The sequence below is a fragment of the Microbacterium indicum DSM 19969 genome, assembly GCF_000422385.1.
Lineage (GTDB): Bacteria > Actinomycetota > Actinomycetes > Actinomycetales > Microbacteriaceae > Microbacterium > Microbacterium indicum.
Genome location: NZ_KE383822.1, coordinates 65,466 through 89,446, shown reverse-complemented (window position 1 = coordinate 89,446; position 23,981 = coordinate 65,466). Strand labels below are relative to the sequence as shown.

Sequence of the window (23,981 nt, the reverse complement as noted above, 5' to 3'; positions counted from 1 at the left end):
ACTGCGCCGAGGGTCCTCCGCCCCTACGCCCGCACCCACGCCGTCGCGTCGGGCGGCAGCAGCCCGTCGGCGAGGGGCCACGACGCGGCGAGGACTTCGCCGTCGGGCAGCTCGATCGGCTCGTCGCCGAAGTTGACGACGACCGCGACGCCCCCGTTCGCGAAGGCGAGCGTGTGGTCGTCGGGATACTCGTCGAGCCACTCGAGGGATCCGGCGCCGAGCGCGTTCTCGCGGCGCAGCGCCAGCAGGCGCCGATACATCGACAGGGTCGATCCGGGGTCGGAGGTCTGCGCCGATCGTGCGAGCGCCGCCCACGACGCGGGCTGCGGCAGCCACGGATCCCCGCCGAAGCCCGCGTGCGGCTCGGCCGCCTCCCACGGGAGCGGCACGCGGCAGCCGTCGCGCCCGTAGTCGGCTCCGTTCGTGCGGAAGAAGCGGGGGTCCTGCCGCTCGGCGTCGGCGATGTCGATGACCTCTGGCAGCCCGAGCTCCTCGCCTTGGAAGAGGTAGGCCGAACCCGGGAGCGCGAGCATGAGCGCCGTCGCCGCCCGGCCGCGGCGCGACGAGAGCTGCGGATCCGGCAGGTGCGGCGAGCGGGGCCCGACGCCGAACGACTGCTCGTCGTCGGGCAGGGCGAGCCGGGAGCCGTGGCGGATGACGTCGTGGTTCGAGAGCACCCAGGTGGCGGGTGCGCCGACGCCACCGAACTCCTCGATCGACTCGTCGATAACGGACCGCAGCCGGTCGGCCAGCCACGGGGTCCCGAGGTAGTTCATGTTGAACGCCTGGTGCATCTCGTCGGGCCGGACCCAGAGGGCGGCCTGCGCGAGCGTCGGCAGCCAGGCCTCGGCGCAGAGCGCCCGGTCGCCGTCGTACTCGTCGAGGAGGCGGCGCCAGTCGCGGTAGATCTCGTGCACTTCCGGCTGCCCCACGTAGGGCGCCGTGTTCGCGAGCCCGCCCATCGCGCTCGCCGCCTCCGCATCCTCCGCGGAGACCTGGTCGGGCAGCCCCTCGGCCTTGATGAGCCCATGCGCGACGTCGACGCGGAACCCGTCGACGCCCCGGTCGAGCCAGAAGCGCAGGATCTGCCGGAACTCCTCGCGCACCTCCTCGTTGCGCCAGTCGAAGTCGGGCTGCGAGGCGTCGAACAGGTGCAGGTACCACTGGCCGGGCGAACCGTCAGGGAGCGTCGTGCGCTGCCACGCGGATCCTCCGAAGAAGCTCTCCCAGTTGTTCGGCGGCTCGTCGCCGCCCTCCCCGCGCCCGTCGCGGAACAGGTACCGCGCGCGCTCGGGGGATCCGGGGTCGGCCGCGACCGCCTCCTGGAACCAGGCGTGCTGATCCGACGAGTGGTTGGGGACGAGGTCGACGATGACCCGGATCCCCCGCTCGTGCGCCGCCGCGAGGAACGCGTCGAAGTCGGCGAGCGTGCCGAACAGCGGGTCGATCGCGCGGTAGTCGCTGATGTCGTATCCCGCGTCCTTCTGCGGCGACGGCATGAAGGGCGAGAACCAGACGGCGTCGACCCCGAGATCCGCGAGGGCGTCGATGCGCGCGAGCGCCCCGGGCAGGTCGCCGATCCCGTCGCCGTCGCTGTCGGCGAACGAGCGCGGGTAGACCTGGTAGATCACGGCGGTGCGCCACCACTCGGCTGTCATGCGACCGATTGTGCCCGCTCGATGTGAACGGCGTGTTCACGCCCCGCGAAAAGGAACGGGGCCCGGATCCGTGATGGATCCGAGCCCCGTGAAGGCAGAAGCCTCGATTACTTGACGGTAACCGTGGCGCCGGCCTCCTCGAGCTTCGCCTTCGCGGCGTCGGCGGCGTCCTTCGCAGCGGCCTCGAGGACCGGCTTGGGGGCACCGTCGACGAGCGCCTTGGCGTCGCCGAGGCCGAGCGAGGTGAGCTCGCGGACGGCCTTGATGACCTGGATCTTCTTGTCGCCGGCAGCCTCGAGGATGACGTCGAACTCGGTCTTCTCCTCGGCAGCCTCGGCGGCGCCACCAGCGGCGGGCGCACCCGCGACGGCGACGGCGGCCGGAGCGGCGGCGGTGACGTCGAACTTCTCCTCGAACGCCTTCACGAACTCGCTGAGCTCGATGAGCGTGAGCTCCTCGAACGCGCTGAGCAGCTCTTCGGTGCTGAGCTTCGCCATGTTATTTCTCCTGTTTGTCTGGGTGAGGTCGGTGGTATGTGTGAACGTCGGCGATTACGCCGCGTTCTCCTGCTTCTCGCGCAGTGCCTCGACCGTGCGGACGGTCTTGGACGGCAGCGCCTGGAAGACGGCGGCAGCCTTCGACATCGAGGCCTTCATCATGCCGGCGACCTTCGACAGGAGAACCTCACGGCTCTCGAGGTCGGCGAGCTTGTTGACTTCCTCAGCCGAGAGCGGGGCACCATCGAAGTACCCGCCCTTGACCACGAGAAGAGGGTGTGCCTTGGCGAAGGTGCGCAGGCCCTTCGCGACGGCGACCGGGTCACCGTGCACGAAGGCGATCGCCGACGGGCCCTTGAGCTCGTCGTCGAACGCGTCGATCCCCACCGAGTTGGCGGCGATCTTGGTCAGCGTGTTCTTCACCACGGCGTATTCCGCGTCCTGACGGATGCTGTCGCGGAGCTCCTTGAGCTCGGCGACCGTCAGACCGCGGTACTCGGTCAGCAGGACGGCGCTCGAGTTCTCGAATGACTTCGTGAGCTCGGCGACCGATGCTTCCTTCTGCGCCATGGCCACTCCTTGATATCTGCGAGGCGTCTCGCGGTGGCGAGATGCCGGCCGATTCGCGCTCGGGCCCAGACATGACAAGAGCTCCGGCGCAAGGCGCACGGAGCTCGAGAGAGTTTCAGCACACCTGCGCGGGCCCCTGCTTCTGCAGAGCTTCGATCGGATCGCCCGAGGGCGCTCCGATGACCAGCGGTCTTCGGTTATCCACAACGATACGCGACGGGAGCGGGATCCGCCAACCCGGGTGTCTGGGGATCCGCCGTCAGTCGGTCAGCGCGAGCGCCCGGTACGCGTCGGCCGTCGCGGCCTTGAGCATCGCCTGCTCGCGCGGCGACAGCCCGTCCTGCGGGATCGACTGCCCGGTCGTCATGCGGTACAGCTCGTCGATCAGCGCCGTGGCCTTCGCGACGAGCTCGGCGATCGCCTTCTCGTCGCGGTCGATCCACACCGTCTTGGGCTCGTCGTGCAGCGGGCGGAAGTCGCGGTGCTCCTCCCACGCGAAGAGCGTGCGCTCGGCGCCGAGGACGTGCTGCTGCCACCAGACCTGCCGCAGATAGGCGCGCGGGATCGTGCGCCACGGCTTGTTCGTCGTCTTGATCTCGGCGAGCACGATCACGCCGTCGGACTGCTGCACGATGCCGTCGGGCGTCGCGAGGTGGCGCTTCTCGGCCTCGGCGCGGAAGAGCGAGGTCGACGGCTGGATCCCGTGGTGCTCCTCGACCCACGCGGCGATCTCGGGCTCGCGCCTCCGGCCGTGGTCGGTGTAGGCGTTGCCGCCGAAGCTCGACGGGCGCAGCTTGTGCTCGGCCGCACGGAGGATCGACGCGGGCGTCGAGAGGTGCGCGACGTCGGTCGCCGTGATCCCCTGCGAGCGCGCCCGCATCCACGCGACCCGGTCGCGCGAATCGGCGACGATCCGAGATTCGAGGTCGGGCGTGAACATCGGGTTCAGCCTAGCCGCGGACCCCGGACATCCCCCGCGCGACGCGGCTCGCGGGAGATGGTTGCGGAAAGTCAACCATCGGCATATAGTTGCAGTTCATCAACTTTCTGCGCGCCAGCGTCGCCGCGCTTCCCTGCCCGTCTCCTCGCAGAAAGGACGCTCGTGTCTTCCTCCCAGACGACGACAGTGTCTGCGCGCATGTCCCACCGCCAGGTGATGCAGGCCTTCACCGGCCTGCTCCTGGCCCTCTTCTGCTCGATGATGTCGATGACGGTCGTCGGCACCTCGCTGCCGATCATCGTCCCCGAACTCGGCGGAACCCAGACCGACTACACGTGGGTCGTCACGATGACGCTCCTCACGACCGCGATCTCGACCCCCATCTGGGGCAAGCTCGCCGACCTGCTCAACCGCAAGGTCCTCATGCTCACGGCCCTCGTGATCTTCGTGCTCGCGAGCGCCGGCGCCGGCCTCTCGCAGTCGGCCGGCATGCTGATCCTCTTCCGCGCCTTCCAGGGCATCGGCGGCGGCGGACTGCAGTCGATGTCTCAGATCCTCATGGCCGACATCATCAGCCCGCGCGACCGCGGCCGCTACATGGGCTTTATGGCGGGCGTCATGGCCATCGGCACCGTCGGCGGCCCGATCCTCGGAGGCTTCCTCACCGACTCGGTCGGCTGGCGCTGGAACTTCTACGTGGGCGTGCCCCTCGGCGTCCTCGCGTTCATCGTGATCCTGTTCACGATGCGCATCAACCAGATCCGCACCGGCAAGGTCCGCATCGACTACCTCGGCATCGTGTTCCTCGCCGTCGCAGCCGGCTTCCTTCTCGTCTGGATCTCGAACGTCAGCGACTACGGCTGGATCAGCTGGCAGACGCTGTACATGGTCGGCATCGGCGTCCTCGGCGTCATCGCCTTCATCATCACCGAGTCGAAGGTCGCCGAGCCGCTCATCCCGCTCTCGCTCTTCCGCAACCGCACCTTCACGCTCGCGGTCGTCGCGTCGATCTCGATCGGCGTCTCGATGTTCGGAACGGCCGTGTACCTCGGCCAGTACATGCAGATCTCGCGCGGCTACGGCCCGACCGAGGCCGGCCTCCTCACGATCCCGATGGCCGTCGGCATGTTCGGTGCATCGACCGTCGTCGGGCAGCTCGTCACCCGCACGGGCAAGTGGAAGCGCTACCTGATCATCGGCGCCGTGTTCTCGATCGTCGGCACCTCGCTGCTGTCGACGCTGCGCTTCGACACCCCGCTGTGGCTCGTCGGCGTCTTCATGTTCTTCCTCGGCGCCGGAACGGGCATGACGATGCAGAACCTCGTCCTCGTCGTGCAGAACGCGGCCGATCCGTCGAAGATCGGCGTCGCGAGCTCGGGCGTCAACTTCTTCCGCTCGGTCGGAGGCACGACGGGCGTCGCGATCATGGGATCCGTCCTCGCGACGAGCATGTCCAACCAGCTGACCGACCGCGCGGCAGACCTGCAGGCGGCCATCGCCTCGCTCGGCGCGGAGGGCGCTCAGATCGCGCAGGAGCTCGCGAGCGGCGCGCTGCCGACGACCCGCGGCATGCCCGAGGCGATCGCGACGATCATCGAGGACGTGTCGGCCCAGGCCATCTCGCACGCGTTCCTCGTCGGGATCCCGCTCGCCGTGATCAGCCTCATCGCGATGTGCTTCCTGCCCAACAAGCGCCTCGCCACGAAGACGACGCAGGAGCGCCTCGCCGAGGGCCGCGAGGGCCTCACCGACGGCGAGGAGGCGGCGTCCGAGGTGGCGCTCGCCCAGGCCGGCGCCGTCGCGACGGGCCCCGTCCCCGTCGTCCGCACCGAGGGCGACGAGCGGCGATGACCGACGAGGCTCCGCGCACCGACGAGCTCGACTCGGCGGTGCGCGGGGTCGAAGAGGGCCTCAGCGCCATCTTCGGCCAGTTCCGGCGACTGCTGCGCGAGAACGCCGAGCGCTTCCAGCCCGGCATGCTCCCCACGACGTACAAGATGTACACCGCGATCGTGCGGCGCTCCCCCGTGACGGCGCGCCAGCTGGCGGAGTGGCTCGACATGGACAAGGGGCACGTCAGCCGGGCGGTGCGCGAGCTCGAGGAGCTCGATCTCCTCGTCCGCACGCCGGATCCCGACGACGGGCGCGTCTTCCTCATCGAGCCGACGCCGGACGGCGTGAAGCGGCTCGAGGAGGCACGCCTGCCCTACGAGTCGTTCCTCCACGACCGGCTCGCCACCTGGCCTGTCGCCGACATCGCGCGCCTCGCGGACCTGCTGCACGAACTCACGACGCCCGGCGCGTAGGGCGCCCGTCAGGGCTGCACCGAGAGCGTGCACGTCGGCTGACCGAGACCCAGAAGCGGGATCGTCCACGTGGCGATGAGCCACTCGGACCGCCACCCGCCGGGGCCGACGAAGCGCACGGCGACGGTCCCCGTCGCGCCGAGGACGCTGCCGAGCAGCCCGATGTTCGCGACGCTCGTGTACCCGGCCGGCGTCCCCGTGTGGCTCGAGCTGCCGAACAGCGTGTTCGAGACGACGGGGACGAGCCCGTTGAGGCTCCCGCCGAACTCCGCCTGCGCGAGCGTGTAGCCCGCCATACCCGCGGGGACGCTCCAGCGCAGCGTGACCGTCGGCGTGACGCCGAGGACCCCTCCCGCGGCGGTGCACGACGAGCCGAGCGGCGCGAGCATCGTCATCGCCGTGAACGTCGCCGACCCCGCTTCGGCGTCGACCCAGGCCGCCTCGACCGGCTCGGCCCGCGGCGCGACGGCCGCGCCGGCGAGGAGCGCGAGCCCCGCGACGGCGGCGAGGACCCGGCGGGCGCTGCGGCGCGACCTCGTCACGACGGCGCCCCGCCCGACCGGCGGGTGCGGGCCGCGATCGCGGCCGCGCCGGATCCCGCGAGGACCACCCCGGCGTACGCGAGCCAGGGCGCGGCGGGAGACGCCGTGGCGACGAGCGGCTCGCCCGGAGCGGTCGCGATGCTCTCCCCCGCGCCCGACGCGTGAACGCGCACCTCGGTCGTCCCCGTGGATCCCTCCGCCGGCTCGAGCTCGAGCCGAACGTACGCCGTCTGGTCGGCGTCGACGGAGGCGATCTCGACGGCCTCTCCGCCGCGGGGCACCTCCCAACCCGTCCGCACGTGGTCCGCCCCGCCAGCGCACTCGGAGCCCTGCCACGGGGTGAGGCATACGGCGGCGGAGACCACGAGCGCCAGTTCGCCGCGCGCGCTCACGCCGATCGTGAGCGTTCCGGGGTCCGGCGCGTCAGCGCTGACCTCGACGTCCCACCGCAGCGGTTCGCCGGGCGACATCGCGGCGGCGAGATCCCAGTCGGCGACCGACACGAGCCGCACGTACCGCCCCTCGACGACCTCACTCGCGGGCGCGGCCGACGCCGGCGACAGGGCGACGAGCGCCCCCATCGCGCCCACGAGCACGGCCCACGCGACGCGCGACGTCATGTCCGCTCGCGCGGCCAGAAGGCCCATCCGACGAGCAGCGCGGCGGCGATCGTGATCCCGCCCGCCGCGAGCGGGCTGCCGAGCGCGGCGAGGATCGGGGCGATCCCGGGGACCGAGAACAGCACGGTGCGCACCTCCGTCACGGTGTAGGGCTGCGGATCGTCGACGTCGTTCGCGTCGCCGCGCATCGTGATCATCCGTTCGGCGTCCGACCCGCCGTCCGCGATCGCGACGACGCGGTGCGTGACCGGGAGCTGGTCGGCGCGGTCGATCGTCACGACGTCGCCGACCGCGACCTCCGACGCGGGCGTCCTCTGCACGACGGCCACCGACCCCGACGGGATCGTCGGCGTCATCGAACCCGTGCGGAACATGATGAGCGTGATCCCGGCGACGTTCGCGACGATGACGAGCACGATGCACGCGACGCCCGCGACCGCGGCGATCCACAGGATCACCTCGCCCACGGCGCCGAGCGCGCGCGGGCGACGGGCCGGCCGAACGCCGGCCTCCCGGAGCTCGCGCCGCGTGCGCGGATCGGGATCACCCGTGCCTCCCGCCGCGGCGGGGGACGCGCCGGCGATCGCTACGACTGCGACTCCGCGTTCCACTGCCACACGACGCTTCCCGTGTCGCCCTGTTCGAGCGTGTTCGTCGCCGTCACCCGCAGGCACAGGTTGACGACGTCGCCCGACGCGATCGTCGCCGGCACGGCGCCGCCCCCGGCGAAGGCCGACTCATCGCAGCCGAACGCGCTCGTCGACACGGCGTCGTAGGTCAGCTTGCCCGCGGTCGTGAACGAGCCCGTCGCGACGGGCGCCACGGCCGTCAGCGCGGCGTCGTAGCTTCCCGTGACGCGCAGCGCATACGCCGCGTAGACGACGTCGCCGGGCGCGAGGTTGTCGGCGCCCGTCTCGAAGGCGAGCGACGCGGCCTCGCCCGAGGTCGCGTGGTCGTCGAAGTCGACTCCGTCGGCCGACCCCTCGAACACGAACGTGCCCGCCGTGAAGTCGCCGGTCGCGAACTCGGAGTCGTTCCACTGCGCGAGCGTGTAGGCGGCGCCGATACCGAGGACGAGGCCTCCGGCGAGGATGGCGAGCACCTTGCGGCGACGCGTCGTGGCACGAGACATGAGGATCTCCCCCTTCGCCCCGGGCGGCGGCATCGACCCGCCAGGAACCCGGTGCATCAGGTCGATATTCCATCACGACGATGCCGCGGCGCAAGATCAGGATTCCCGGCGCGCCGCCGGGAGAGACGACGATGGCCGCAGCCCCCGGATCGGGGTGCTGCGGCCATCTGCCGTGAGCCCGCAGGGCGGGCGCGCGGTGTCGTTACGCGACGAGCGAGGCGACGTCCAGCTGGATGCCGGGGCCAAACGTGGTCGACACCGTGCCCTTCTGGATGTAGCGGCCCTTGGCGCTCGCCGGCTTGAGGCGGACGACCTCGTCCAGGGCGGCCTGGATGTTGTCGTTCAGCTTCTCGGCGTCGAACGACGCCTTGCCCACGATGAAGTGGAGGTTCGAGTGGCGGTCGACGCGGAAGTCGATCTTGCCGCCCTTGATCTCCTCGACAGCCTTCGCCGGGTTCGGGGTCACGGTGCCGGTCTTGGGGTTCGGCATGAGGCCGCGGGGGCCCAGGACCTTGCCCAGACGACCGACCTGGCCCATGAGCTCCGGCACGGCCACGGCCGCGTCGAAGTCGGTCCAGCCGGCGGCGACCTTCTCGATGAGCTCGGTGCCGCCGACCTCGTCAGCGCCCGCGGCGATGGCGGCCTCGGCCGCAGCGCCGTTCGCGAAGACGATGACCTTGGCGGTCTTGCCGGTGCCGTGCGGGAGCATGACGGTGCCGCGCACCATCTGGTCGGCCTTGCGGGGGTCGACGGCGAGCTTCAGCGCGACCTCGACGGTCGAGTCGAACTTCTTCGAACCCGTCTCCTTCGCCAGGGCGACGGCCTCGGCGGGAGAGTAGAACTTGCCCTCTTCGATCTTCGAAGCGGCCTCGTTGTAGAGCTTGGACTTAGCCATGTCGGTTCTCTCCTCAGCCCTCGACCGTGATGCCCATGGAACGGGCGGTGCCAGCGATGATCTTGACCGCGGCGTCGATGTCGTTCGCGTTCAGGTCGGGCTGCTTGGTCTTGGCGATCTCCTCGACCTGCTCGCGCGTGAGCTTCGCGACCTTGACGGTGTGCGGCGTCGCCGAACCCGACTTCACGCCAGCGGCCTTCTTGATGAGCTCAGCGGCCGGCGGGGTCTTGAGGACGAACGTGAAGCTGCGGTCCTCGTAGACGGTGATCTCCACGGGGACGACGTTGCCGCGCTGCGACTCGGTCGCGGCGTTGTACGCCTTGCAGAACTCCATGATGTTGACGCCGTGCTGACCCAGGGCGGGTCCGATCGGCGGCGCCGGGTTGGCCTGGCCGGCCTGGATCTGGAGCTTGATCAGCCCCGAGACCTTCTTCTTCGGTGCCATGTGGCTTTCCTTTCGTCGAGCGGGCGCCGGCGGCGCCCCTCTCCCGCGGATCCGGCATCTCCGGACAGCGGTGATGAGTGCGGGCGCGCGAAAGCGCCCACAAACCAGACAAGACTACCCGATGTCCGGCCGATCCCCAAGCCCGGATCTACGCGGCGGCCTGCATCGCGACCTCGGCGCCGGGTCCGAAGACCTCGTAGTGGATCCGCTCGGGGTCGATGCCCTTGCGGACGAGGCCCGCGCGCATCGACGCCATGAAGGAGAGCGGTCCGCACAGGTAGACCTCGGTGTCGTCGTCGGCCGCGACCGTGAGCGAGTCGAGGTCGCCCGTCGCGGAGTGCGGGGATGGCTGCGAACGGGCGCCCGTGGACGACGGGATGCAGGTCGGCGGTGACCCCGAGGGACGCTCGCGCAGCCGGCGAGCGGTCCCGCGAGTGCACGCCCCTGCCCCCCTGCACCTGATCGGCGCGCTGGAACAGGTCGCGCTCGAGCGCGGGATGCGCGTCGAATCGGCGGCGGTGGAAGATCGGGGTGGTGCGAGGATGTCGCGGAACCGTTGACGCGCACCGCGGCGCGTCACTAGCTTCGGGCACAAGGCGTCATGACAACAAAGGAGTCGTTCCATGAAAACGCACAGCCCTCAGCGCATCATCGCCGTCACGGGAGCAGCCGCCCTCGCGCTCTCCCTCGCCGCATGCGGCAGCCCGAACCAGAGCGGATCATCCGGAGACGGGGGCGACGGCGGCGCCGCCTTCACCTGGGCCGTCACGGGATCCGATCAGGCCATCCACCAGGCGGTCGCCGACCTCTGGAATGAGCAGCACCCCGACGAGCAGGTGAACATCGAGTTCCTCGCGCCCGAGGCGGACCAGCAGCGCCAGGCGATGTTCCAGGATCTGCAGAGCGGCACGGGCGACTTCGACGTCCTCGGCCTCGACGTGGTCTGGACGGGCGAGTTCGCCCAGAACGGGTACATCACGAGCCTCGAGTCGCACCGCGACGAGGTCGAGGGCGTGAGCCTTCCCGGCGCGATCGACAGCTCGTCGTACCAGGGCGAGCTCTACGCGCTGCCCTACTCGTCGAACGGCGGCTACCTCTACTACCGCACCGACCTCGTCGACTCGCCGCCGGCGACGTGGGACGACGTCGTGACGACGGGCGTCCAGGCGGCCGACGACGCGGGGATCAGCGGATACGTCGGCCTCGGCAACCAGTACGAGGGCTTCGTCGTGACCTTCCTGCAGCTGTTCTGGTCGGCAGGCGGCGAGGTGTACGACGAGAACCAGTCCGAGAGCACCTTCCTCGACGGCGACGCGGCGCAGCGCGCGCTCGACTGGCTCATCGACGCCCGCGAGCAGGGCCTGTTCGCCGACGGCTTCGACTCGATGGTCGAGGACGACGCCCGCGCGCTGTTCCAGGCGGGCGATGCCGTCTACATGCACAACTGGCCCTACGCGATCCCGCTCCTTGAGGGCCAGGACGGCGAGGACTCGGCGGTCGCCGACGACTTCGCGGTCGCGGCGCTCCCCGGCTTCGACGGGAACACGGGCGTCGGCGCGCTCGGCGGCCTGAACAACGCCGTCAGCTCGCTGAGCGACACCCCCGACATCGCAGAGGAGTTCGTCACGTGGGCGGCGACCGACGCCGATGCGCAGAAGATCCTCCTCGACAACAGCCTGCCCGCGACGTTGCTGTCGACCTACGACGGCGTCGACGACGAGAACGTCGCGCTGCTCGGCGACATCCTCGCCGCCGCGAAGGCCCGCCCCGCCGTCGCGGGGTACAACTCGCTGTCGCTCGCGATGCAGGAGCACCTGCACGCCGCGTTCCTCGGCCAGGAGGACCCACAGACGGCGCTCGAGGCGGTCGACCAGGCGGCGACCGACGCGCTCGGCGGCGAGTGATCCCGAGGAGATCGCCGTGACGCTCACCCAGCAGAGCGCCCCGCCCCGCCCGCCCGCTTCGGATCAGCCGAAGCGGGCGGGCATCGGCGAACGCGCGCTCGGAAAGATCTTCCTCACCCCGTCGTTCGCGTTCATGGCGGTGATCGCGCTCTTCCCCGTGATCTACGCGATCGTCATGAGCCTGTACCGGATCACGGGCTTCCGCCGCGAGTTCATCGCCGGCGGCAACTACGCGCAGCTGCTCTCGGACGGCGGCTTCTACAACGCGGTCGGCAACACCCTCGTCTTCACGGTCGTCTCGGTCGCGATCGAGTTCGTCATCGGCCTGCTCTTCGCACTGATCATGAACCAGGCGTTCGCGGGACGCGGCGTGACCCGAGCGATCATCCTCGTGCCGTGGGTCATCCCGACGTCGGTCGCGGCGCAGGTGTGGCGGTACATGTTTGACCAGAACCCTGGCTTCATCAACTCGGTCCTCGGGATCGACGTCAACTGGCTGAACGACCCGACCTGGTCGATGGTCGGCATCATCTCGGCCGACGTGTGGAAGACCGCGCCGTTCGTCGCGCTTCTGCTTCTCGCGGGGCTGCAGACGATCCCCGGCGAGTTCTACGAGGCGGCCGAGGTCGACGGGGCGGGCGCGTGGCGGCGCTTCTGGTCGATCACGCTGCCGCTCCTGCGCCCCGCGATCATCGTGGCGCTGCTGTTCCGCACCGTCGACGCCCTGCGCATGTTCGACTTCGCGTACGTGTTCTCGGGGTACAGCAACTCGCTCGCGACCCTCTCGGTCTACACGCAGCGCTATCTCTACGCCGAGCCCGAGCTCGGCTACGCCAACGCGCTGTCGACCGCGACGTTCATCATCGTCATGATCGTCGGCGTGTTCTTCGTGCGTCTCATGGGGCCGCAGACCGTGGACGGGGCCCCGAGCGGGCGGAAGGGGAAGAAGCGATGAGCACCGCGACCCGCACCCTCACGACGGGGCGCGACACGGGGGCGACGAAGAAGGCCGGATCGGGCCTCCCGCCGTGGGCGGGGAGCGTGCTGCGGATCCTCGGGCTCGCGCTCGTGGTCGTGTGGTGCCTCTTCCCGTTCCTCTGGATGTTCATGACGAGCCTGCGCTCCGGCGCCTCGGCCCTCACGAACCCGAACATCTTCGAGGGCCCGTTCAGCTTCGCGAACTTCACGCAGATCTTCGAGCTCGACTTCGAGTTCGCGCTGCGCAACTCGCTCGTCGTCGCGGCGCTCACGACGGTGATCTGCATCCCCGTCGCGTCGCTCGCGGCGTACGCGATCGCGCGGCTGCCGCTGCGGGGCCGGGCGATCATCCTCGCGCTGACGCTCGTCGCGAGCATGTTCCCGCCCGTCGCGCTCGTCCCGCCGCTGTACCAGGTCTATCAGCAGCTGCAGACGTGGACGGGGATCTCGCTCCTCAACTCCTACGCGGGCATGGTGATCCCCTACGTGGCGCTGACGCTGCCGCTGTCGATCTTCATCCTCGTGACGTTCTTCTCGGGGATCCCCCGCGAGCTCGAGGAGCAGGGCAAGGTCGACGGCGCGACGCCGTGGCAGGTGTTCATCCGCCTCATCGTGCCGCTCGCGGCGCCGGGCGTCGGGACGTCGGCCATCATCGCGTTTGTCTACGCGACGAACGAGTTCCTGCTGGCGTTCTCGTTCGCGCCGCGCGACCTCAACGTGCAGACCGTCCCGGTGTTCATCGGCACGTTCCAGCGCGTGGGGTACGAGAACCCGATCGGGCAGGTGATGGCCGGATCCGTGCTCGTCTCGATCCCGCTCATCATCTTCGCCCTCGTGCTCCAGCGGCAGATCGTCGCGGGCCTCACGGCCGGCGCGGTGAAAGGCTGAGACGCGGAACGGCCGCCCCGAGGGGCGGCCGTTCCGTTTCGCGCGGAGGCGCGTCAGTTCATCTTGGTGACCTGGTCGAACGAGAGCTCGACCGGGGTCTCGCGTTCAAAGAGCGAGACGAGGACCGTGAGCTTGCCGCTCGCGGGGCTGATCTCGCTGATCGAACCAGGCAGGCCCGCGAACGAGCCGTCCTTGATCGTGATCGTCTCGCCGATCTCGAAGTCGACCTCGGCCGCGATCGTGCGCGACTCGTTCGTCTTCTTGGCCTGCTCGTCGCCCGCCGCGGCCTTCTCGGCCTCGCGGATCTCGGCGATCGGCTTGAGCATGTTGAACGCCTCTTCGAAGCGCAGCGCGACCGGCTGGTGCGCGTTGCCGACGAAGCCCGTCACGCCAGGGGTGTTGCGGACGACCGACCAGGTGTCCTCGTTGAGCTCCATGCGCACGAGCACGTAGCCGGGGATCCGGACGCGCGTGACCATCTTGCGCTGCCCGTTCTTGATCTCGACGACGTCCTCCATCGGGACCTCGATCTGGTAGATGTCGTCCTCGACCTCGAGGGTGGACTTGCGCTGCTCGATGTTGGCCTTGACCTTGCGCTCGAAGCCCGCGTAGGTGTGGATGACGTACCACTTGCCCTCGAGGATCCGCAGCTCGGCGCGGAACTCGGCGTACGGGTCCTCGTCCTCGGCGCCCTCGGCGGGCTCCTCGCCCTCGAACGGCGTCACGACCTCGGCCGCACGCTCGGCCGCCTCGCTCGCCTCCTCGGCGCTCGCGTCGGTGAGGACCTCGGCCGCGGCCTCGACCTCGGCGGTCTCGTCGATGTTGAGTGCGTCGTTCACGATCGCGTCTGCCTCCGGGTCGTCGATCTCGATGGAGTCGTCGGCCGGCTCGCCTTCGCCGTCGACGTGCACGGCTCCGCTTTCGGCGGAGGCGCTTGCGGCCTCCTCGGCCGCGAGGTAGTTGCCCGTCTGGGCCTCGTCGTCTTCGCTCGACTGCTCGGCCGCGGGGGCCCAGTCGGCGTCGTCGATGTGCTTCTCAGCCACGTGGTGCCTCTTTCCGGATCAGGAGGGAACGCCGAAGACGACGTTCACCACCCACGAGAACACGGTGTCGAGCCCGAGGATCAGCGCCATCATGACGATGACGAAACCGAGGACGACGCCCGTGAAGGTCAGGAGCTCCTTGCGGGTGGGCGTGACCACCTTGCGGAGCTCGGAGATGACCTGGCGGAAGAAGATCACGATGCGCATGAAGAAGTTCGGCTTCTTCCCGGCGCTCGCGCCCCGAGCGGCGAACCCGCCGACCGCGTCCTGAGACATTCGTCACCTTTCGTGAGTCAGCGTGCCGCTGACGCGCAGGGCGGACAGGAATCGAACCTGCAACCTGCGGTTTTGGAGACCGCTGCTCTGCCAATTGAGCTACCGCCCTAGAGGCCCGTCGGGCCTCGAGGTGCCTGCCGTACGCGATCGCGGTGCCGGGCACAGCGAAAGAATGCAGCAAACAACTGCTCGATCAAGCATACGGCATGGCTCGGCGCCCGGCCAATCGAGCCGGGAACCCGCGCGCGTCACGGCGCACGGGGCGTGCCGATCCCGCGGCCCGATCGGTACGCTGGTCGCGTGACCGAACGCGCCCCGCTCTCCCGCAAGATCTCCGCCATCGCCGAGTCGGCGACCCTCAAGGTCGACGCCAAGGCCAAGGCCATGAAGGCCGAGGGGCGGCGCATCATCTCGTACGCGGCCGGCGAGCCCGATTTCGCCACGCCTCCCGCCGTCGTCGACGCGGCCCGCGCGGCCCTCGACGACGCCGCGAACTTCCGCTACTCGCCCGCCGCCGGCCTCCCGGCGCTCAAGGCCGCGATCATCGAGAAGACCCGCCGCGACTCGGGGCTCGAGGTCGCCGCGAGCCAGATCGTCGTGACGAACGGCGGCAAGCAGGCGGTGTATCAGGCGTTCCAGGCGATCCTGAACCCCGGCGACGAGGTCCTGCTGCCCGCGCCGTACTGGACGACGTACCCCGAGGCGATCCAGCTCGCCGACGGATCCGCCGTGCCCGTCTTCGCCGGCGCGGACCAGGAGTACAAGGTCACGGTCGAGCAGCTCGAGGCCGCCCGCACCGAGAAGACGAAGGCCGTCGTGTTCGTCTCGCCGTCGAACCCGACGGGATCCGTCTACACGCCCGAGGAGACCGCGGCGATCGCGCGCTGGGCGCTCGAGCACAGCGTGTGGGTCGTGTCGGACGAGATCTACCAGAACCTCACCTACGACGGCGCGAAGGCCGTCTCGATCGTCGAGGCCGTTCCCGAGGTCGCGGGGCAGACGATCCTGCTGAACGGCGTCGCGAAGACGTATGCGATGACGGGGTGGCGCGTGGGCTGGATGGTCGGGCCGGCCGACGCGATCGCCCTCGCCGCGAACCTGCAGTCGCACCTGACGAGCAACGTCAACAACGTGGCGCAGCTCGCCGCCGCCGCGGCCCTCTCGGGCCCGCAGGACGCGGCGGAGGAGTTCCGCGAGGCGTTCGATCGTCGCCGCCGCCTCATCGTCGCCGAGCTCTCGAAGATCCCGGGCGTCGTCGTCCCCGTCCCGCAGGGCGCGTTCTACGTGTACCCCGACGTCACGGGCCTCCTGGGCCGCGAGTGGGGCGGCCGCCGGATCGAGACGACGGTCGAGCTCGCCGAGTACATCCTCGAGGAGGCCGAGGTCGCGGTCGTGCCGGGCGAGGCCTTCGGCCCGTCGGGCTACCTGCGCCTGAGCTACGCCCTCGGCGACGACCAGCTCCTCGAGGGCGTGCAGCGCCTCCAGCGCCTCTTCGCCTGACCCACCCTCGACTCTCCTTTTCTCCGTGTTTTCCCCACGCCTCGCGTGGGGAAAACACGGAGAAAAGGAGAGTCTTCGGTCAGAGGGTGGGGCCCAGGAAGACGGGCTCGGGGTTGAGCTCGATGCCGAACTCGGCGGCGACGCGCGTGCGCACGAAGCGGGCGAGCTCGGCGACCTCCTCGGCCGTCGCTCCCCCGCGGTTCGTGAGCGCAAGCGTGTGCTTGGTCGAGAGGGACGCGCGCGAGTCGCCGAGGCGGAAGCCCTTCGCGAGGCCCGCGTGCTCGATGAGCCACGCGGCACTGACCTTCACCATCGCGGGCGCCGACGTCGGCGGGGCGACCTGGCCATCCCACGTCGCGAGCTCGAACACTTGATCGGCCGCGGGCTCCGGCTCGACGGGCCACCGCGGGCAGTCGGCCGGAAGGGCGCGCGACGTCGCCTCGCCCACGATCGGGTTGTTGAAGAACGAGCCCGCGCTGCGCGTGTCGGCGTCGTCCGGGTCGAGCACCATGCCCTTCGACGCGCGGATCGCGAGGACCCGATCGCGCGTCTCGGCGAGCGAGATCGGCTCGGTCCCGACGCGCAGCGCCGCGCGCAGCCGCTCGCTCTCGAGCGGGCGCGGATCCGTCCCCACGACCGCGAGGTCGAGCGTCAGGTCGATGACGACGGCCGATCGGAGCGGCTCTGATCCGTAGTGCCGCTTGAGCACCGAGGTGCGCGGGCCGAGCCCGAGGTCGGCGGCCGGCACGTGCGAGAGCTCGCCCGTCGCCTCGTCGAGGAGCGTCACGGCGACGAGCGTCTCGACGATCTCCTGCCCGTAGGCGCCGACGTTCTGGATCGGGGCGGCGCCCGCGGTTCCGGGGATCCCGCTCATCGCCTCGACGCCCGCGAGCCCCTGCGACACGGCCCAGGCGACGAAGTCGTCCCAGTTCTGCCCCGCCTCGATCACGACGCGCTGGAAGCCTTCGGGCGCCCCGTCGACGGGCGCGAAGCCCGTCGTGAGGACCCGGATCACGGTTCCGTCGAACGGCTCGTCGCCCGCGAGGGTGTTGGATCCGCCCCCGAGGACGAACCACTCGTCGCCCGAGTCCCACGCCTCGCGCAGCGCGGAGACGAGCTCCTCGCGCGTCGCGGCGTCGACCATGCGGGCGGGCGCGGCGCCCACGCCCATCGTCGTGAGCTTGGAGAGCGGCGTCGTCATGCGCGGACGACGAGCTGCGCCTTGCCGAGCACCTTCTGGCCCCCGGTCGTGACGGCGAGGTCGAGGCGGACGGATCCGTCGTCGTTCACCGCTCCGACGGTCACGGCGACGTCGACGTCGGCGCCCGCCTCGGGGTCGACGAGCACGGGCTTGGTGAAGCGCACGACGTACGACGCGATGCGGCTCGTGTCGCCCACGAGCTCGCCGACGATCGACGACGCGAGGCCCATCGTGAGCATCCCGTGGGCGAGGACGCCCTCGAGTCCCACGCGCTGCGCGACGTCGTCGCGGTAGTGGATCGGGTTGAAGTCGCCGGATGCGCCCGCGTAGCGCACGAGCGAGTCGCGCGTGAGGTGCTGCGAGCGCTCGGCGACGACCTGGCCCTTCTCGAGTCCTGCGAGTTCCATCACGCCTCCTCGTCCGACGAGATCAGGAGCGTCGACGCCGCCGTGACGACGTGCTCGCCGTTCTGATCCACGATCTCGGTCTCGCTCGCCACCATCGACGCGGCGCCCATCGCGCGCACGCGCGTGACGCGGATCCGGCCCGTCAGCTCGTCGCCCGCGACGATCGGCCGGGACCAGGTGAACGACTGGTCGGTGTGCAGCGCGCGCTCGAGCGAGATCCCCGTCGTCGGGTCGTCGAGCATGAACTGCAGCGCGTCGTTCGCGATGAGCATCGCGAAGGTCGGCGGCGCCACGACGTCGGCGTAGCCCTGGGCGCGGGCGGCCTCGACGTCGGTGTGCTGCGGCGCGGTCGCGAAGACGGCGCGAGCGAACTCGCGCACCTTCTCGCGCCCCACGAGATACGGGGCGGTGGGTGGGAACTCGCGGCTCGCGAGCTCGGGGTCGACGGCCATCAGGCCTCCTTCTTGTTGCGCGAGGCCCTGCGGGCCTTCAGCCCCATCTGCACCGCGATCACGAGCAGGAACGCGGCGAAGAGCAGGTTTCCGACGAACGGATCCACGTGCGTCGCGACGAGGGTTCCGAGCGGCGTCGTGACGACCGTCGCGACGGCGATGACCGCCGCGGCCACGAAGTCGATGTTGTGGTTCCTGGCGTTCTTCCACGCGCCCGAGATCGTCGTGGGGATCATCATGAGGAGCGACGTGCCCTTCGCGACGAGGTCGCTCGCCCCGAAGACGAGGATCAGCACGGGGACGACGATGATGCCGCCGCCGACGCCGATGAGACCCGAGAGGATCCCCGTGACGACGCCGAGCGCAACGAGCGCGATGCCCAGCCAGACGTTGAGCGGGACGGACGCGTCGCGGTCGGGGATGATGAAGAACAGGCTCACGATCACGACGAGCAGGAACCCGACGAAGAACCAGCGCAGGAACGCCTCGCTCAGCCGGTGCAGCAGCGACGCCCCGATCGGGGCCCCGACGATGCCGCCGATCGCGAGCAGGAGCGCCGCGAGCCAGTCGACCTGGCCGTCGATCGCGTAGCTGATCACGCCGACCGAGGCCGTGACGATGATCGAGGCGCCCGATGTCCCCGACGCGTACTTCTGCGTGAAGACCGCGAACGTCACGAGCATCGGGACGATGACGGTCCCGCCCCCGACGCCGAAGAGCCCCGACATGAACCCCGAGAGGAGGCCGATGCCGAGGAACGTGAGGATGGCCCGGGACCCGCGGGACTGGACTGCGTTCATGCGTCGATCACCCGCCCCACCCTACCGGCGGGGCGGGTGGACCGACGGTCAGCCCGCGGAGAGGGAGACGCTCCCGGCGTCGGTCGTCACGTCGATCGTGCGCGGGGCGGACGGGTCGGTATCGAGGCCGTTGTCGACGTCGCCGAAGTCGCCGCTCGTCGTGACCGCGTAGGTCTCGTCGGGGACCGTGAGGTCGAGGGATCCCGCGCTCAGCGTCACGTCGACGGCCTCGGGCGCCTCGCCCGTGAAGTCGGCCGAGACGCCGCCCGCGCTGATGTCGAACGAGGCGCTCTGCACGTCGGCGAGGTCGTATGAGCTGCCGCCCGCCGACATGCGCGCCTCGACGGTGTCGGCGGATCCCTCGATGTCGAGGAAGCCCGCGTCAACCTCGCTGACGACGGCTCCGAAGTCGCCCTCGATGTCTGCGCCGCCCGCGAGCAGGTCGACGTCGAGGTCGACGCCCTCGAGCGAGCGCGGCAGCGTGAGGATCGCGTTGCCGTCGTCGCCCCACGCGCCGATCCCGAAGAGCGAGGTGAGGTTCCCGCGATCGACGACGAGCGAGGATCCGTCGCGCACGAGCGACCACCGAGCGGCGGACGGCGCGTCGAGCGTCACCTCGTCGACGTCGTCGAAGCGCACCGTCATGCTGCCGGCGGGGACGGTGAGGTCGACGAGGTCGACGCCCGCGGCGTCGGCCGAGACCGTGTCGCGGCTGCGGTCGAAGCTCGCCGACGCGACGGTCGCGAAGGCGGTCCCCGCGGCGGGGACGACGAGCGCGATGCCGCCGAGCACCGACACCGTGACGGCGAGGGCGCGGGATCCGAGCCGCGCGTTCGACGACGGCGCCTGGCGCGGGGGCTCGGGGTGGGGAGGGACGGGAGGCAGGGGCTGATCGGTCATCGCTGTGATCCGTTCTGGGGCGCCGCGGGGCCGACGGGGCCCGGGGCGGCTGTTGCGTCGATGTGGGCGAGCACGGCCAGCACGCGGCGGTTGCCCGTGTCGTCCTGCTCGAGGTCGAGCTTCTGGAAGATCGACGTGATGTGCTTCTCGACCGCGCCGTCGCTCACGAAGAGCAGCCGTGCGATCGCCGCGTTGTTCTTGCCCTCGGCGATCAGCGCGAGGACGGCGCGCTCGCGCTCGGTGAGGCGGGCGAAGCGGTCGTCGCGCGATCGCCGCGTCAGGAGCTGCGACACGACCTCGGGGTCGAGCACCGTGGCGCCCTCGCGGATCCGCCCGATCGCCTCGAGGAAGTCGGCGACGTCGGTGACGCGGTCCTTCAGGAGGTACCCGACGCCGCCGCCCTGCTGGGCGACGAGGTCGGCCGCGTAGCGCTCCTCGACGTACTGCGAGAGGACGAGGACCGGGAGTCGCGGATCCTGGCGGCGCAGGTCGATCGCGGCGCGGATCCCCTCGTCGGTGAAGGTCGGGGGAAGCCTCACGTCGAGGATCGCGAGATCGGGATCCGTGTCCGCCGCCGCGGCGAGGAGCCGCGAGGCGTCGGGCAGGGCCGAGACGACCTCGTGCCCCGAGTCGGCGAGCAGGCGCGAGAGGCCCTCGCGCAGCAGGACGGAGTCTTCGACGATCAGGATGCGCATGGGACGCTGACCTCCAGTGACGTGGGGCCGCCGGCGGGGCTGTCGAGACGAGCCGTCCCGCCGAGGGCCGTGATGCGATTCATGATGCCGTCGAGCCCGCCGCCCGGCACGACGCGCGCGCCGCCCAGCCCGTCGTCCTCGACGCGGGCCCAGAGCTCTCCGGGCCGCGAGCGGACCGTGACCCGCACGCCCGACGCCCGCGAGTGCTTCGCGGCGTTCGTGAGGCTCTCGGCGATCGCGAAGTACATCGCCGCCTCGGCGTCGCGCCCCGCGGGGCCGTCCATGCGGACGTCGAGCTGCACGGGGATGTGCGAGCGGCTCGCGACGGCGCTCAGCGCGGCGTCGAGGCCGCGGTCGTCGAGGACCGAGGCGTGGATCCCGCGCGCCAGCTGGCGCAGCTCGGTGATCGCGGCCTTCGTCGAGGTGTGCGCCTCGGCGACGAGCGCCTTGGCGCCCTCGGGATCCGCGTCGATCTTCGTCTGGGCGAGGCCGAGCGTCATGCCGATCGAGACGAGTCGCGGCTGGACGCCGTCGTGCAGGTCGCGCTCGATGCGGGTGCGCTCGACGTCGCCGGCGCGGATCGCCTCCTGCCGCTGGGTCGATGCGTCGCGCACCTGGGCGGTGAGCTGCGCCTCGCGGATCGGGGCGACGAGCAGGCGCGCGAGGACGCCGTGGAGCAGCGCGACTCCGACGACCGCGGCGAGCGCCGCGACGGCGAGCAGCGGGCCGGCGACGGGCGCGAATGCGATCGACACGGATCCGCCGACGAGCCGCACGGTGTCCTCCGACGCGTAGAGCGGGGCGAACGCGGCGGTCACGCCGACGACGGCGATCATGATGAGCGCCCACGTGATCCAGCCGAGCACCGTCGAGAGCACGAGGTTGGCGATCGCTCGCCACATGCCGCCGTCGATGAACTGGATCCAGATGGTGTGGAGGAAGCCGACGAAGCCGCGCTTCGGGGAGCGCCGCGGACGGAGAACGGGGAGGCCGAAGCCGTAGAGCCCCTCGACGCGGGCGGTCTCGAGGAACGCCGCGCCGTAGAGCGCGTACACGACGCCGACGAGGAGGATCGCGCCGAGGCCGAGGAACACGAGCCCGCCGACGCCGCCGACGAGCAGGGTTCCGACGAGGAGGGCGACGGCGACTCCCCAGAAGGCCATGAAGCTGAGGTGGGCGACCGCGCCGAGCACCCGCAGCGGGGTGATCAGGCGGGGCGCCGGGGAGGTCGTTGTTGTCATGTCCTCAAACGTACGGAGCGGGTGGGGGCGGCGCACCGGAGCCCGCCTCCCGGCTGGGATCGGGTTTCCCCCACCCGTGACCGGGAGGGATCCGGCGCTGCCCGTACTGTTGGAGCATGTTCCGATGGCTCGGCCGCCTCATCTGGCTGGCGCTCTCAGCTTTCCTCCTCTCGCGGGTGATCGCCTCGCTGTTCTTCGTCGATCAGTCGGCGGGGTGGCTGCGCCCCACGGACGGGTCCATCGACGTCGCCTTCCTCCTCGCGGGCGTCGGGTGGGGATTCGCGACGATGGTGTGCGGTCCCCTCATGTTCCCGCGCCAGGACGGCGGCGGCCGGCGCGCGTCCCTCGGCCCCGTGCGGATGGCCGTCGGCATCGTGCTCGAGGGCCGCCGCACCGGAACGAGCGTCAACGACGTGCCGCAGTACGAGTTCTTCGTCGAGGTCACGCCCGAGGACGGCGACGCGTTCGTCACGACCGTGCGCGCGTTCCAGGATCCGTTCGTCGGGGAGGGCCTCCGAGTCGGATCCCCCGTGACGGTCGAGTACCGCGGGACGAACCCCGACCGCGTGCGCATCGCGAAGGAGCACACCGCATGACCGGGTTCCTCGACGCCCTCGTCTGGCTCGCGACGTTCCCCGCGACGCACGGCTACGAGATGGTCTTCGTCGGCGCGTTCGGCGGCATCGGCCTCATCGCGATGGCGTTCCGCGGCGGCAGCGGCTCGTCGGGCTCGCGGCTCGCCGACCTGCGCCGGGAGCGCGGCCTCCAGGCGCCCGCGGCCGCCGGCGCCTCGGCGACGTTCGTGTTCGTCCGGTGGCTGTGGCGGATCCTCGCCCTCGTGGTCCTGTCGGGGGCCGTCATCGGGCTCATCTCGCTCATCTCGAGCCCGATCACGAGCCCCTACATCTACGCGAACGGCGCGATGGCCGTCGCCGTCGACAACGGCGACGACACCCTGACGTTCACGGCGGAGGACGGAGCGGAGTACACCGTCAACGTCCCGTTCTTCACGCAGCCGTCGTACCCCGACGCCGACGCGTTCCTCGCGATGTCCGAGCAGGTCGTCGTGCGGTACCTGCCGGATCACCCGCAGGCCTTCGTCGTCGACACCGACGAGACGCTCGACAGCTGGGGCGAGTCGATCGGCGACTGACGGGCGCGGCGCGGGGCCGCCCCGCGCGGGATGTTCTCCATGTAATGTCCTGATCCGTGCCCGCTTCCTCGTTCCCCCTGCTCGGCCGCACGGCGCTCGTCACGGGCGTCTCCCGGCGCCGCGGCATCGGATACGCGGTGGCGCGCAAGCTCGCGTCGCTCGGCGCCAGCGTCTTCGCCCACCACTTCCGCCCGCACGACCTCGACCTGCCGTGGGGCGGCGACGATCTCGACGCGGTGCGCGCGGGGATCCGCGAGGTGCTGCATGAGGACGCCGTTGCCGCGGACATGAGCGCCGACCTCTCGGACCCGTCGACGATCGCCCCGCTGCTCGATGCCGCGGGTGCGCTCACGGGAGGCCTCGACCTCCTCGTCTGCAACCACGCGAAGAGCGGTGACGACGGCGGCATCCTCGACATGACGCCGGAGCGCCTCGACGCGTTCTGGCAGATCAACACGCGCTCGACGCTGCTCCTCACCTCGGAGTTCGCCCGACGGGTCGCCGCCACGGAGCACGCGGCGCGCCGCCGCCCCGGCGACCGCGTCCGCGGGGGCGGCCCATTCGCCGAGCCTCTCGGGCGGGTCTTCTGGATGACGTCGGGCCAGGTGCACGGGCCGATGCGCGGCGAGGTCGCCTACGCGACGAGCAAGGCCGCCCTCGCCGGGGCGACGGCCACCGTCGCGGGCGAGCTCCTCGACCTCGGGATCGTCCTCAACACGATCGATCCCGGCCCCGTGAACACGGGGTACATGGATCCCGACACGACGGACCGGTCGCTCGATGCGCTCGAGGACCACCTCGCCTCGACCCCGTTCGGGCGGTTCGGGCGCCCCGAGGATCCTGCGGAGCTCATCGGGTGGCTCAGCACCGCGAGCGGCGCGTGGGTCGTCGGGCAGGTGCTCACGTCGGACGGCGGGTTCGGGATCAGCTGACGCGGC

Annotated in this window: 28 protein-coding genes and 1 tRNA gene; 9 read left to right on the top strand and 20 right to left on the bottom strand. The window is 70.7% G+C overall.

Annotated features, from left to right (window positions below):
• Nucleotides 1-23 precede the first annotated feature (23 nt).
• The 4 genes from H576_RS15945 to H576_RS0113560 form a co-directional block, all read right to left on the bottom strand.
• Nucleotides 24-1,658 (bottom strand): glycoside hydrolase family 13 protein, encoded by a 1,635-nt coding sequence (locus tag H576_RS15945; RefSeq protein ID WP_036321025.1) that lies wholly within the window; start codon nucleotides 1,656-1,658, stop codon nucleotides 24-26.
• Between the two features lie 107 nt (nucleotides 1,659-1,765).
• On the bottom strand, nucleotides 1,766-2,155 hold the full coding sequence (rplL, locus tag H576_RS0113570) for a 50S ribosomal protein L7/L12 (RefSeq protein WP_029151374.1): 390 nt from the start codon (nucleotides 2,153-2,155) through the stop codon (nucleotides 1,766-1,768).
• Between the two features lie 54 nt (nucleotides 2,156-2,209).
• Nucleotides 2,210-2,725 carry a 50S ribosomal protein L10 gene (gene rplJ / locus H576_RS0113565; RefSeq protein WP_029151373.1) on the bottom strand — a complete coding sequence of 172 codons (516 nt, stop codon included), beginning with the start codon at nucleotides 2,723-2,725 and terminating at the stop codon, nucleotides 2,210-2,212.
• Between the two features lie 259 nt (nucleotides 2,726-2,984).
• On the bottom strand, nucleotides 2,985-3,665 hold the full coding sequence (locus tag H576_RS0113560) for a YqaJ viral recombinase family protein (protein WP_036321022.1): 681 nt from the start codon (nucleotides 3,663-3,665) through the stop codon (nucleotides 2,985-2,987).
• 198 nt (nucleotides 3,666-3,863) lie between these two features.
• On the opposite strand from H576_RS0113560, the gene H576_RS0113555 reads away from it, so the two are divergent.
• Together H576_RS0113555 and H576_RS0113550 are read left to right on the top strand one after the other, a co-directional pair.
• The gene (locus tag H576_RS0113555) at nucleotides 3,864-5,516 is read left to right on the top strand and encodes an MDR family MFS transporter (protein WP_029151371.1); all 1,653 of its coding nucleotides are present in this window, start codon (nucleotides 3,864-3,866) and stop codon (nucleotides 5,514-5,516) included.
• Entirely contained in the window at nucleotides 5,513-5,971 is a 459-nt protein-coding gene (locus tag H576_RS0113550) for a MarR family winged helix-turn-helix transcriptional regulator (protein WP_029151370.1), read from the top strand. Before H576_RS0113555 ends, H576_RS0113550 begins: the two co-directional genes overlap by 4 nt.
• Before the next feature lie 8 nt (nucleotides 5,972-5,979).
• Here H576_RS0113550 and H576_RS16825 read toward each other — a convergent pair whose 3' ends face one another.
• From H576_RS16825 to rplK, 6 genes are all read right to left on the bottom strand, one after another.
• Entirely contained in the window at nucleotides 5,980-6,513 is a 534-nt protein-coding gene (locus tag H576_RS16825) for a hypothetical protein (RefSeq protein WP_051172809.1), read from the bottom strand.
• Complete coding sequence (locus H576_RS16820) at nucleotides 6,510-7,133, bottom strand: hypothetical protein (protein WP_156888240.1); 624 nt, start codon at nucleotides 7,131-7,133, stop codon at nucleotides 6,510-6,512. The genes H576_RS16825 and H576_RS16820 overlap by 4 nt, the downstream gene beginning before the upstream one ends.
• On the bottom strand, nucleotides 7,130-7,600 hold the full coding sequence (locus tag H576_RS15935; RefSeq protein ID WP_036321063.1) for a signal peptidase I: 471 nt from the start codon (nucleotides 7,598-7,600) through the stop codon (nucleotides 7,130-7,132). Before H576_RS15935 ends, H576_RS16820 begins: the two co-directional genes overlap by 4 nt.
• A gap of 119 nt (nucleotides 7,601-7,719) precedes the next feature.
• A complete protein-coding gene (locus H576_RS0113535; protein ID WP_036321060.1) occupies nucleotides 7,720-8,265 on the bottom strand; it encodes a SipW-dependent-type signal peptide-containing protein in 546 nt (181 codons plus the stop codon).
• Between the two features lie 202 nt (nucleotides 8,266-8,467).
• A complete protein-coding gene (gene rplA, locus H576_RS0113530) occupies nucleotides 8,468-9,160 on the bottom strand; it encodes a 50S ribosomal protein L1 (protein WP_029151368.1) in 693 nt (230 codons plus the stop codon).
• Between the two features lie 13 nt (nucleotides 9,161-9,173).
• Complete coding sequence (rplK, locus tag H576_RS0113525; RefSeq protein WP_029151367.1) at nucleotides 9,174-9,605, bottom strand: 50S ribosomal protein L11; 432 nt, start codon at nucleotides 9,603-9,605, stop codon at nucleotides 9,174-9,176.
• A 623-nt stretch (nucleotides 9,606-10,228) separates the two neighbouring features.
• Here rplK and H576_RS0113510 point away from each other — a divergent pair.
• The 3 genes from H576_RS0113510 to H576_RS0113500 are packed head-to-tail and all read left to right on the top strand — an operon-like array spanning nucleotide 10,229 to nucleotide 13,375.
• Nucleotides 10,229-11,509, top strand: coding sequence for an ABC transporter substrate-binding protein (locus H576_RS0113510; protein WP_051172802.1), 1,281 nt, complete (start codon nucleotides 10,229-10,231; stop codon nucleotides 11,507-11,509).
• A 16-nt stretch (nucleotides 11,510-11,525) separates the two neighbouring features.
• Entirely contained in the window at nucleotides 11,526-12,464 is a 939-nt protein-coding gene (locus H576_RS0113505) for a carbohydrate ABC transporter permease (protein ID WP_211215822.1), read from the top strand.
• A complete protein-coding gene (locus tag H576_RS0113500) occupies nucleotides 12,461-13,375 on the top strand; it encodes a carbohydrate ABC transporter permease (RefSeq protein ID WP_029151363.1) in 915 nt (304 codons plus the stop codon). Before H576_RS0113505 ends, H576_RS0113500 begins: the two co-directional genes overlap by 4 nt.
• 53 nt (nucleotides 13,376-13,428) lie before the next feature.
• On the opposite strand, the gene nusG is transcribed toward H576_RS0113500, so the two are convergent.
• The 3 genes from nusG to H576_RS0113485 all read right to left on the bottom strand — a co-directional run bounded on the left by nusG (nucleotide 13,429) and on the right by H576_RS0113485 (nucleotide 14,803).
• Nucleotides 13,429-14,418, bottom strand: coding sequence for a transcription termination/antitermination protein NusG (nusG, locus tag H576_RS0113495; RefSeq protein ID WP_029151362.1), 990 nt, complete (start codon nucleotides 14,416-14,418; stop codon nucleotides 13,429-13,431).
• Nucleotides 14,419-14,436: 18 nt separating this feature from the next.
• On the bottom strand, nucleotides 14,437-14,694 hold the full coding sequence (secE, locus tag H576_RS0113490) for a preprotein translocase subunit SecE (protein WP_029151361.1): 258 nt from the start codon (nucleotides 14,692-14,694) through the stop codon (nucleotides 14,437-14,439).
• A 36-nt stretch (nucleotides 14,695-14,730) separates the two neighbouring features.
• Nucleotides 14,731-14,803: transfer RNA gene (locus H576_RS0113485), tRNA-Trp, on the bottom strand.
• A gap of 191 nt (nucleotides 14,804-14,994) precedes the next feature.
• Here H576_RS0113485 and H576_RS0113480 point away from each other — a divergent pair.
• A complete protein-coding gene (locus H576_RS0113480; protein WP_029151360.1) occupies nucleotides 14,995-16,194 on the top strand; it encodes a pyridoxal phosphate-dependent aminotransferase in 1,200 nt (399 codons plus the stop codon).
• A 79-nt stretch (nucleotides 16,195-16,273) separates the two neighbouring features.
• Here H576_RS0113480 and H576_RS0113475 read toward each other — a convergent pair whose 3' ends face one another.
• Genes H576_RS0113475 through H576_RS0113445 form a run of 7 tightly spaced genes read right to left on the bottom strand, consistent with a single transcriptional unit; the run spans nucleotide 16,274 to nucleotide 21,890 of the window.
• On the bottom strand, nucleotides 16,274-17,395 hold the full coding sequence (locus tag H576_RS0113475; RefSeq protein WP_029151359.1) for a UDP-N-acetylmuramate dehydrogenase: 1,122 nt from the start codon (nucleotides 17,393-17,395) through the stop codon (nucleotides 16,274-16,276).
• The gene (locus H576_RS0113470) at nucleotides 17,392-17,802 is read right to left on the bottom strand and encodes a MaoC/PaaZ C-terminal domain-containing protein (RefSeq protein WP_029151358.1); all 411 of its coding nucleotides are present in this window, start codon (nucleotides 17,800-17,802) and stop codon (nucleotides 17,392-17,394) included. Before H576_RS0113470 ends, H576_RS0113475 begins: the two co-directional genes overlap by 4 nt.
• Entirely contained in the window at nucleotides 17,802-18,254 is a 453-nt protein-coding gene (locus tag H576_RS0113465) for a MaoC family dehydratase N-terminal domain-containing protein (protein WP_029151357.1), read from the bottom strand. The genes H576_RS0113470 and H576_RS0113465 overlap by 1 nt, the downstream gene beginning before the upstream one ends.
• Entirely contained in the window at nucleotides 18,254-19,054 is an 801-nt protein-coding gene (locus H576_RS0113460) for a sulfite exporter TauE/SafE family protein (RefSeq protein WP_029151356.1), read from the bottom strand. The genes H576_RS0113465 and H576_RS0113460 overlap by 1 nt, the downstream gene beginning before the upstream one ends.
• A gap of 48 nt (nucleotides 19,055-19,102) precedes the next feature.
• Entirely contained in the window at nucleotides 19,103-19,954 is an 852-nt protein-coding gene (locus tag H576_RS15930) for a hypothetical protein (RefSeq protein ID WP_051172800.1), read from the bottom strand.
• Nucleotides 19,951-20,649 (bottom strand): response regulator, encoded by a 699-nt coding sequence (locus tag H576_RS0113450; RefSeq protein WP_029151355.1) that lies wholly within the window; start codon nucleotides 20,647-20,649, stop codon nucleotides 19,951-19,953. Before H576_RS0113450 ends, H576_RS15930 begins: the two co-directional genes overlap by 4 nt.
• On the bottom strand, nucleotides 20,637-21,890 hold the full coding sequence (locus tag H576_RS0113445) for a sensor histidine kinase (RefSeq protein WP_029151354.1): 1,254 nt from the start codon (nucleotides 21,888-21,890) through the stop codon (nucleotides 20,637-20,639). Before H576_RS0113445 ends, H576_RS0113450 begins: the two co-directional genes overlap by 13 nt.
• A gap of 116 nt (nucleotides 21,891-22,006) precedes the next feature.
• Between H576_RS0113445 and H576_RS0113440 the strand changes: the two genes are divergently transcribed.
• The 3 genes from H576_RS0113440 to H576_RS0113430 are packed head-to-tail and all read left to right on the top strand — an operon-like array spanning nucleotide 22,007 to nucleotide 23,975.
• Nucleotides 22,007-22,486: a hypothetical protein gene (locus H576_RS0113440; RefSeq protein ID WP_029151353.1), complete on the top strand. Its 480-nt coding sequence runs from the start codon at nucleotides 22,007-22,009 to the stop codon at nucleotides 22,484-22,486.
• Complete coding sequence (locus H576_RS0113435) at nucleotides 22,483-23,043, top strand: hypothetical protein (RefSeq protein ID WP_029151352.1); 561 nt, start codon at nucleotides 22,483-22,485, stop codon at nucleotides 23,041-23,043. The genes H576_RS0113440 and H576_RS0113435 overlap by 4 nt, the downstream gene beginning before the upstream one ends.
• 56 nt (nucleotides 23,044-23,099) lie before the next feature.
• Nucleotides 23,100-23,975 (top strand): SDR family oxidoreductase, encoded by an 876-nt coding sequence (locus H576_RS0113430; RefSeq protein ID WP_036321016.1) that lies wholly within the window; start codon nucleotides 23,100-23,102, stop codon nucleotides 23,973-23,975.
• Nucleotides 23,976-23,981: the final 6 nt, after the last annotated feature.

Excerpts from the sequence above, each read along its gene's own strand:
- H576_RS15945 (WP_036321025.1), bottom strand. The coding sequence starts at position 1,658 with ATGACAGCCGAGTGGTGGCGCACCGCCGTGATCTACCAGGTCTACCCG.
- rplL (WP_029151374.1), bottom strand. The coding sequence starts at position 2,155 with ATGGCGAAGCTCAGCACCGAAGAGCTGCTCAGCGCGTTCGAGGAGCTC.
- rplJ (WP_029151373.1), bottom strand. The coding sequence starts at position 2,725 with ATGGCGCAGAAGGAAGCATCGGTCGCCGAGCTCACGAAGTCATTCGAG.
- H576_RS0113560 (WP_036321022.1), bottom strand. The coding sequence starts at position 3,665 with ATGTTCACGCCCGACCTCGAATCTCGGATCGTCGCCGATTCGCGCGAC.
- H576_RS0113555 (WP_029151371.1), top strand. The coding sequence starts at position 3,864 with ATGTCCCACCGCCAGGTGATGCAGGCCTTCACCGGCCTGCTCCTGGCC.
- H576_RS0113550 (WP_029151370.1), top strand. The coding sequence starts at position 5,513 with ATGACCGACGAGGCTCCGCGCACCGACGAGCTCGACTCGGCGGTGCGC.
- H576_RS16820 (WP_156888240.1), bottom strand. The coding sequence starts at position 7,133 with ATGACGTCGCGCGTCGCGTGGGCCGTGCTCGTGGGCGCGATGGGGGCG.
- H576_RS0113535 (WP_036321060.1), bottom strand. The coding sequence starts at position 8,265 with ATGTCTCGTGCCACGACGCGTCGCCGCAAGGTGCTCGCCATCCTCGCC.
- rplA (WP_029151368.1), bottom strand. The coding sequence starts at position 9,160 with ATGGCTAAGTCCAAGCTCTACAACGAGGCCGCTTCGAAGATCGAAGAG.
- rplK (WP_029151367.1), bottom strand. The coding sequence starts at position 9,605 with ATGGCACCGAAGAAGAAGGTCTCGGGGCTGATCAAGCTCCAGATCCAG.
- H576_RS0113510 (WP_051172802.1), top strand. The coding sequence starts at position 10,229 with ATGAAAACGCACAGCCCTCAGCGCATCATCGCCGTCACGGGAGCAGCC.
- H576_RS0113500 (WP_029151363.1), top strand. The coding sequence starts at position 12,461 with ATGAGCACCGCGACCCGCACCCTCACGACGGGGCGCGACACGGGGGCG.
- secE (WP_029151361.1), bottom strand. The coding sequence starts at position 14,694 with ATGTCTCAGGACGCGGTCGGCGGGTTCGCCGCTCGGGGCGCGAGCGCC.
- H576_RS0113475 (WP_029151359.1), bottom strand. The coding sequence starts at position 17,395 with ATGACGACGCCGCTCTCCAAGCTCACGACGATGGGCGTGGGCGCCGCG.
- H576_RS0113470 (WP_029151358.1), bottom strand. The coding sequence starts at position 17,802 with ATGGAACTCGCAGGACTCGAGAAGGGCCAGGTCGTCGCCGAGCGCTCG.
- H576_RS0113465 (WP_029151357.1), bottom strand. The coding sequence starts at position 18,254 with ATGGCCGTCGACCCCGAGCTCGCGAGCCGCGAGTTCCCACCCACCGCC.
- H576_RS0113460 (WP_029151356.1), bottom strand. The coding sequence starts at position 19,054 with ATGAACGCAGTCCAGTCCCGCGGGTCCCGGGCCATCCTCACGTTCCTC.
- H576_RS15930 (WP_051172800.1), bottom strand. The coding sequence starts at position 19,954 with ATGACCGATCAGCCCCTGCCTCCCGTCCCTCCCCACCCCGAGCCCCCG.
- H576_RS0113450 (WP_029151355.1), bottom strand. The coding sequence starts at position 20,649 with ATGCGCATCCTGATCGTCGAAGACTCCGTCCTGCTGCGCGAGGGCCTC.
- H576_RS0113445 (WP_029151354.1), bottom strand. The coding sequence starts at position 21,890 with ATGACAACAACGACCTCCCCGGCGCCCCGCCTGATCACCCCGCTGCGG.
- H576_RS0113440 (WP_029151353.1), top strand. The coding sequence starts at position 22,007 with ATGTTCCGATGGCTCGGCCGCCTCATCTGGCTGGCGCTCTCAGCTTTC.
- H576_RS0113435 (WP_029151352.1), top strand. The coding sequence starts at position 22,483 with ATGACCGGGTTCCTCGACGCCCTCGTCTGGCTCGCGACGTTCCCCGCG.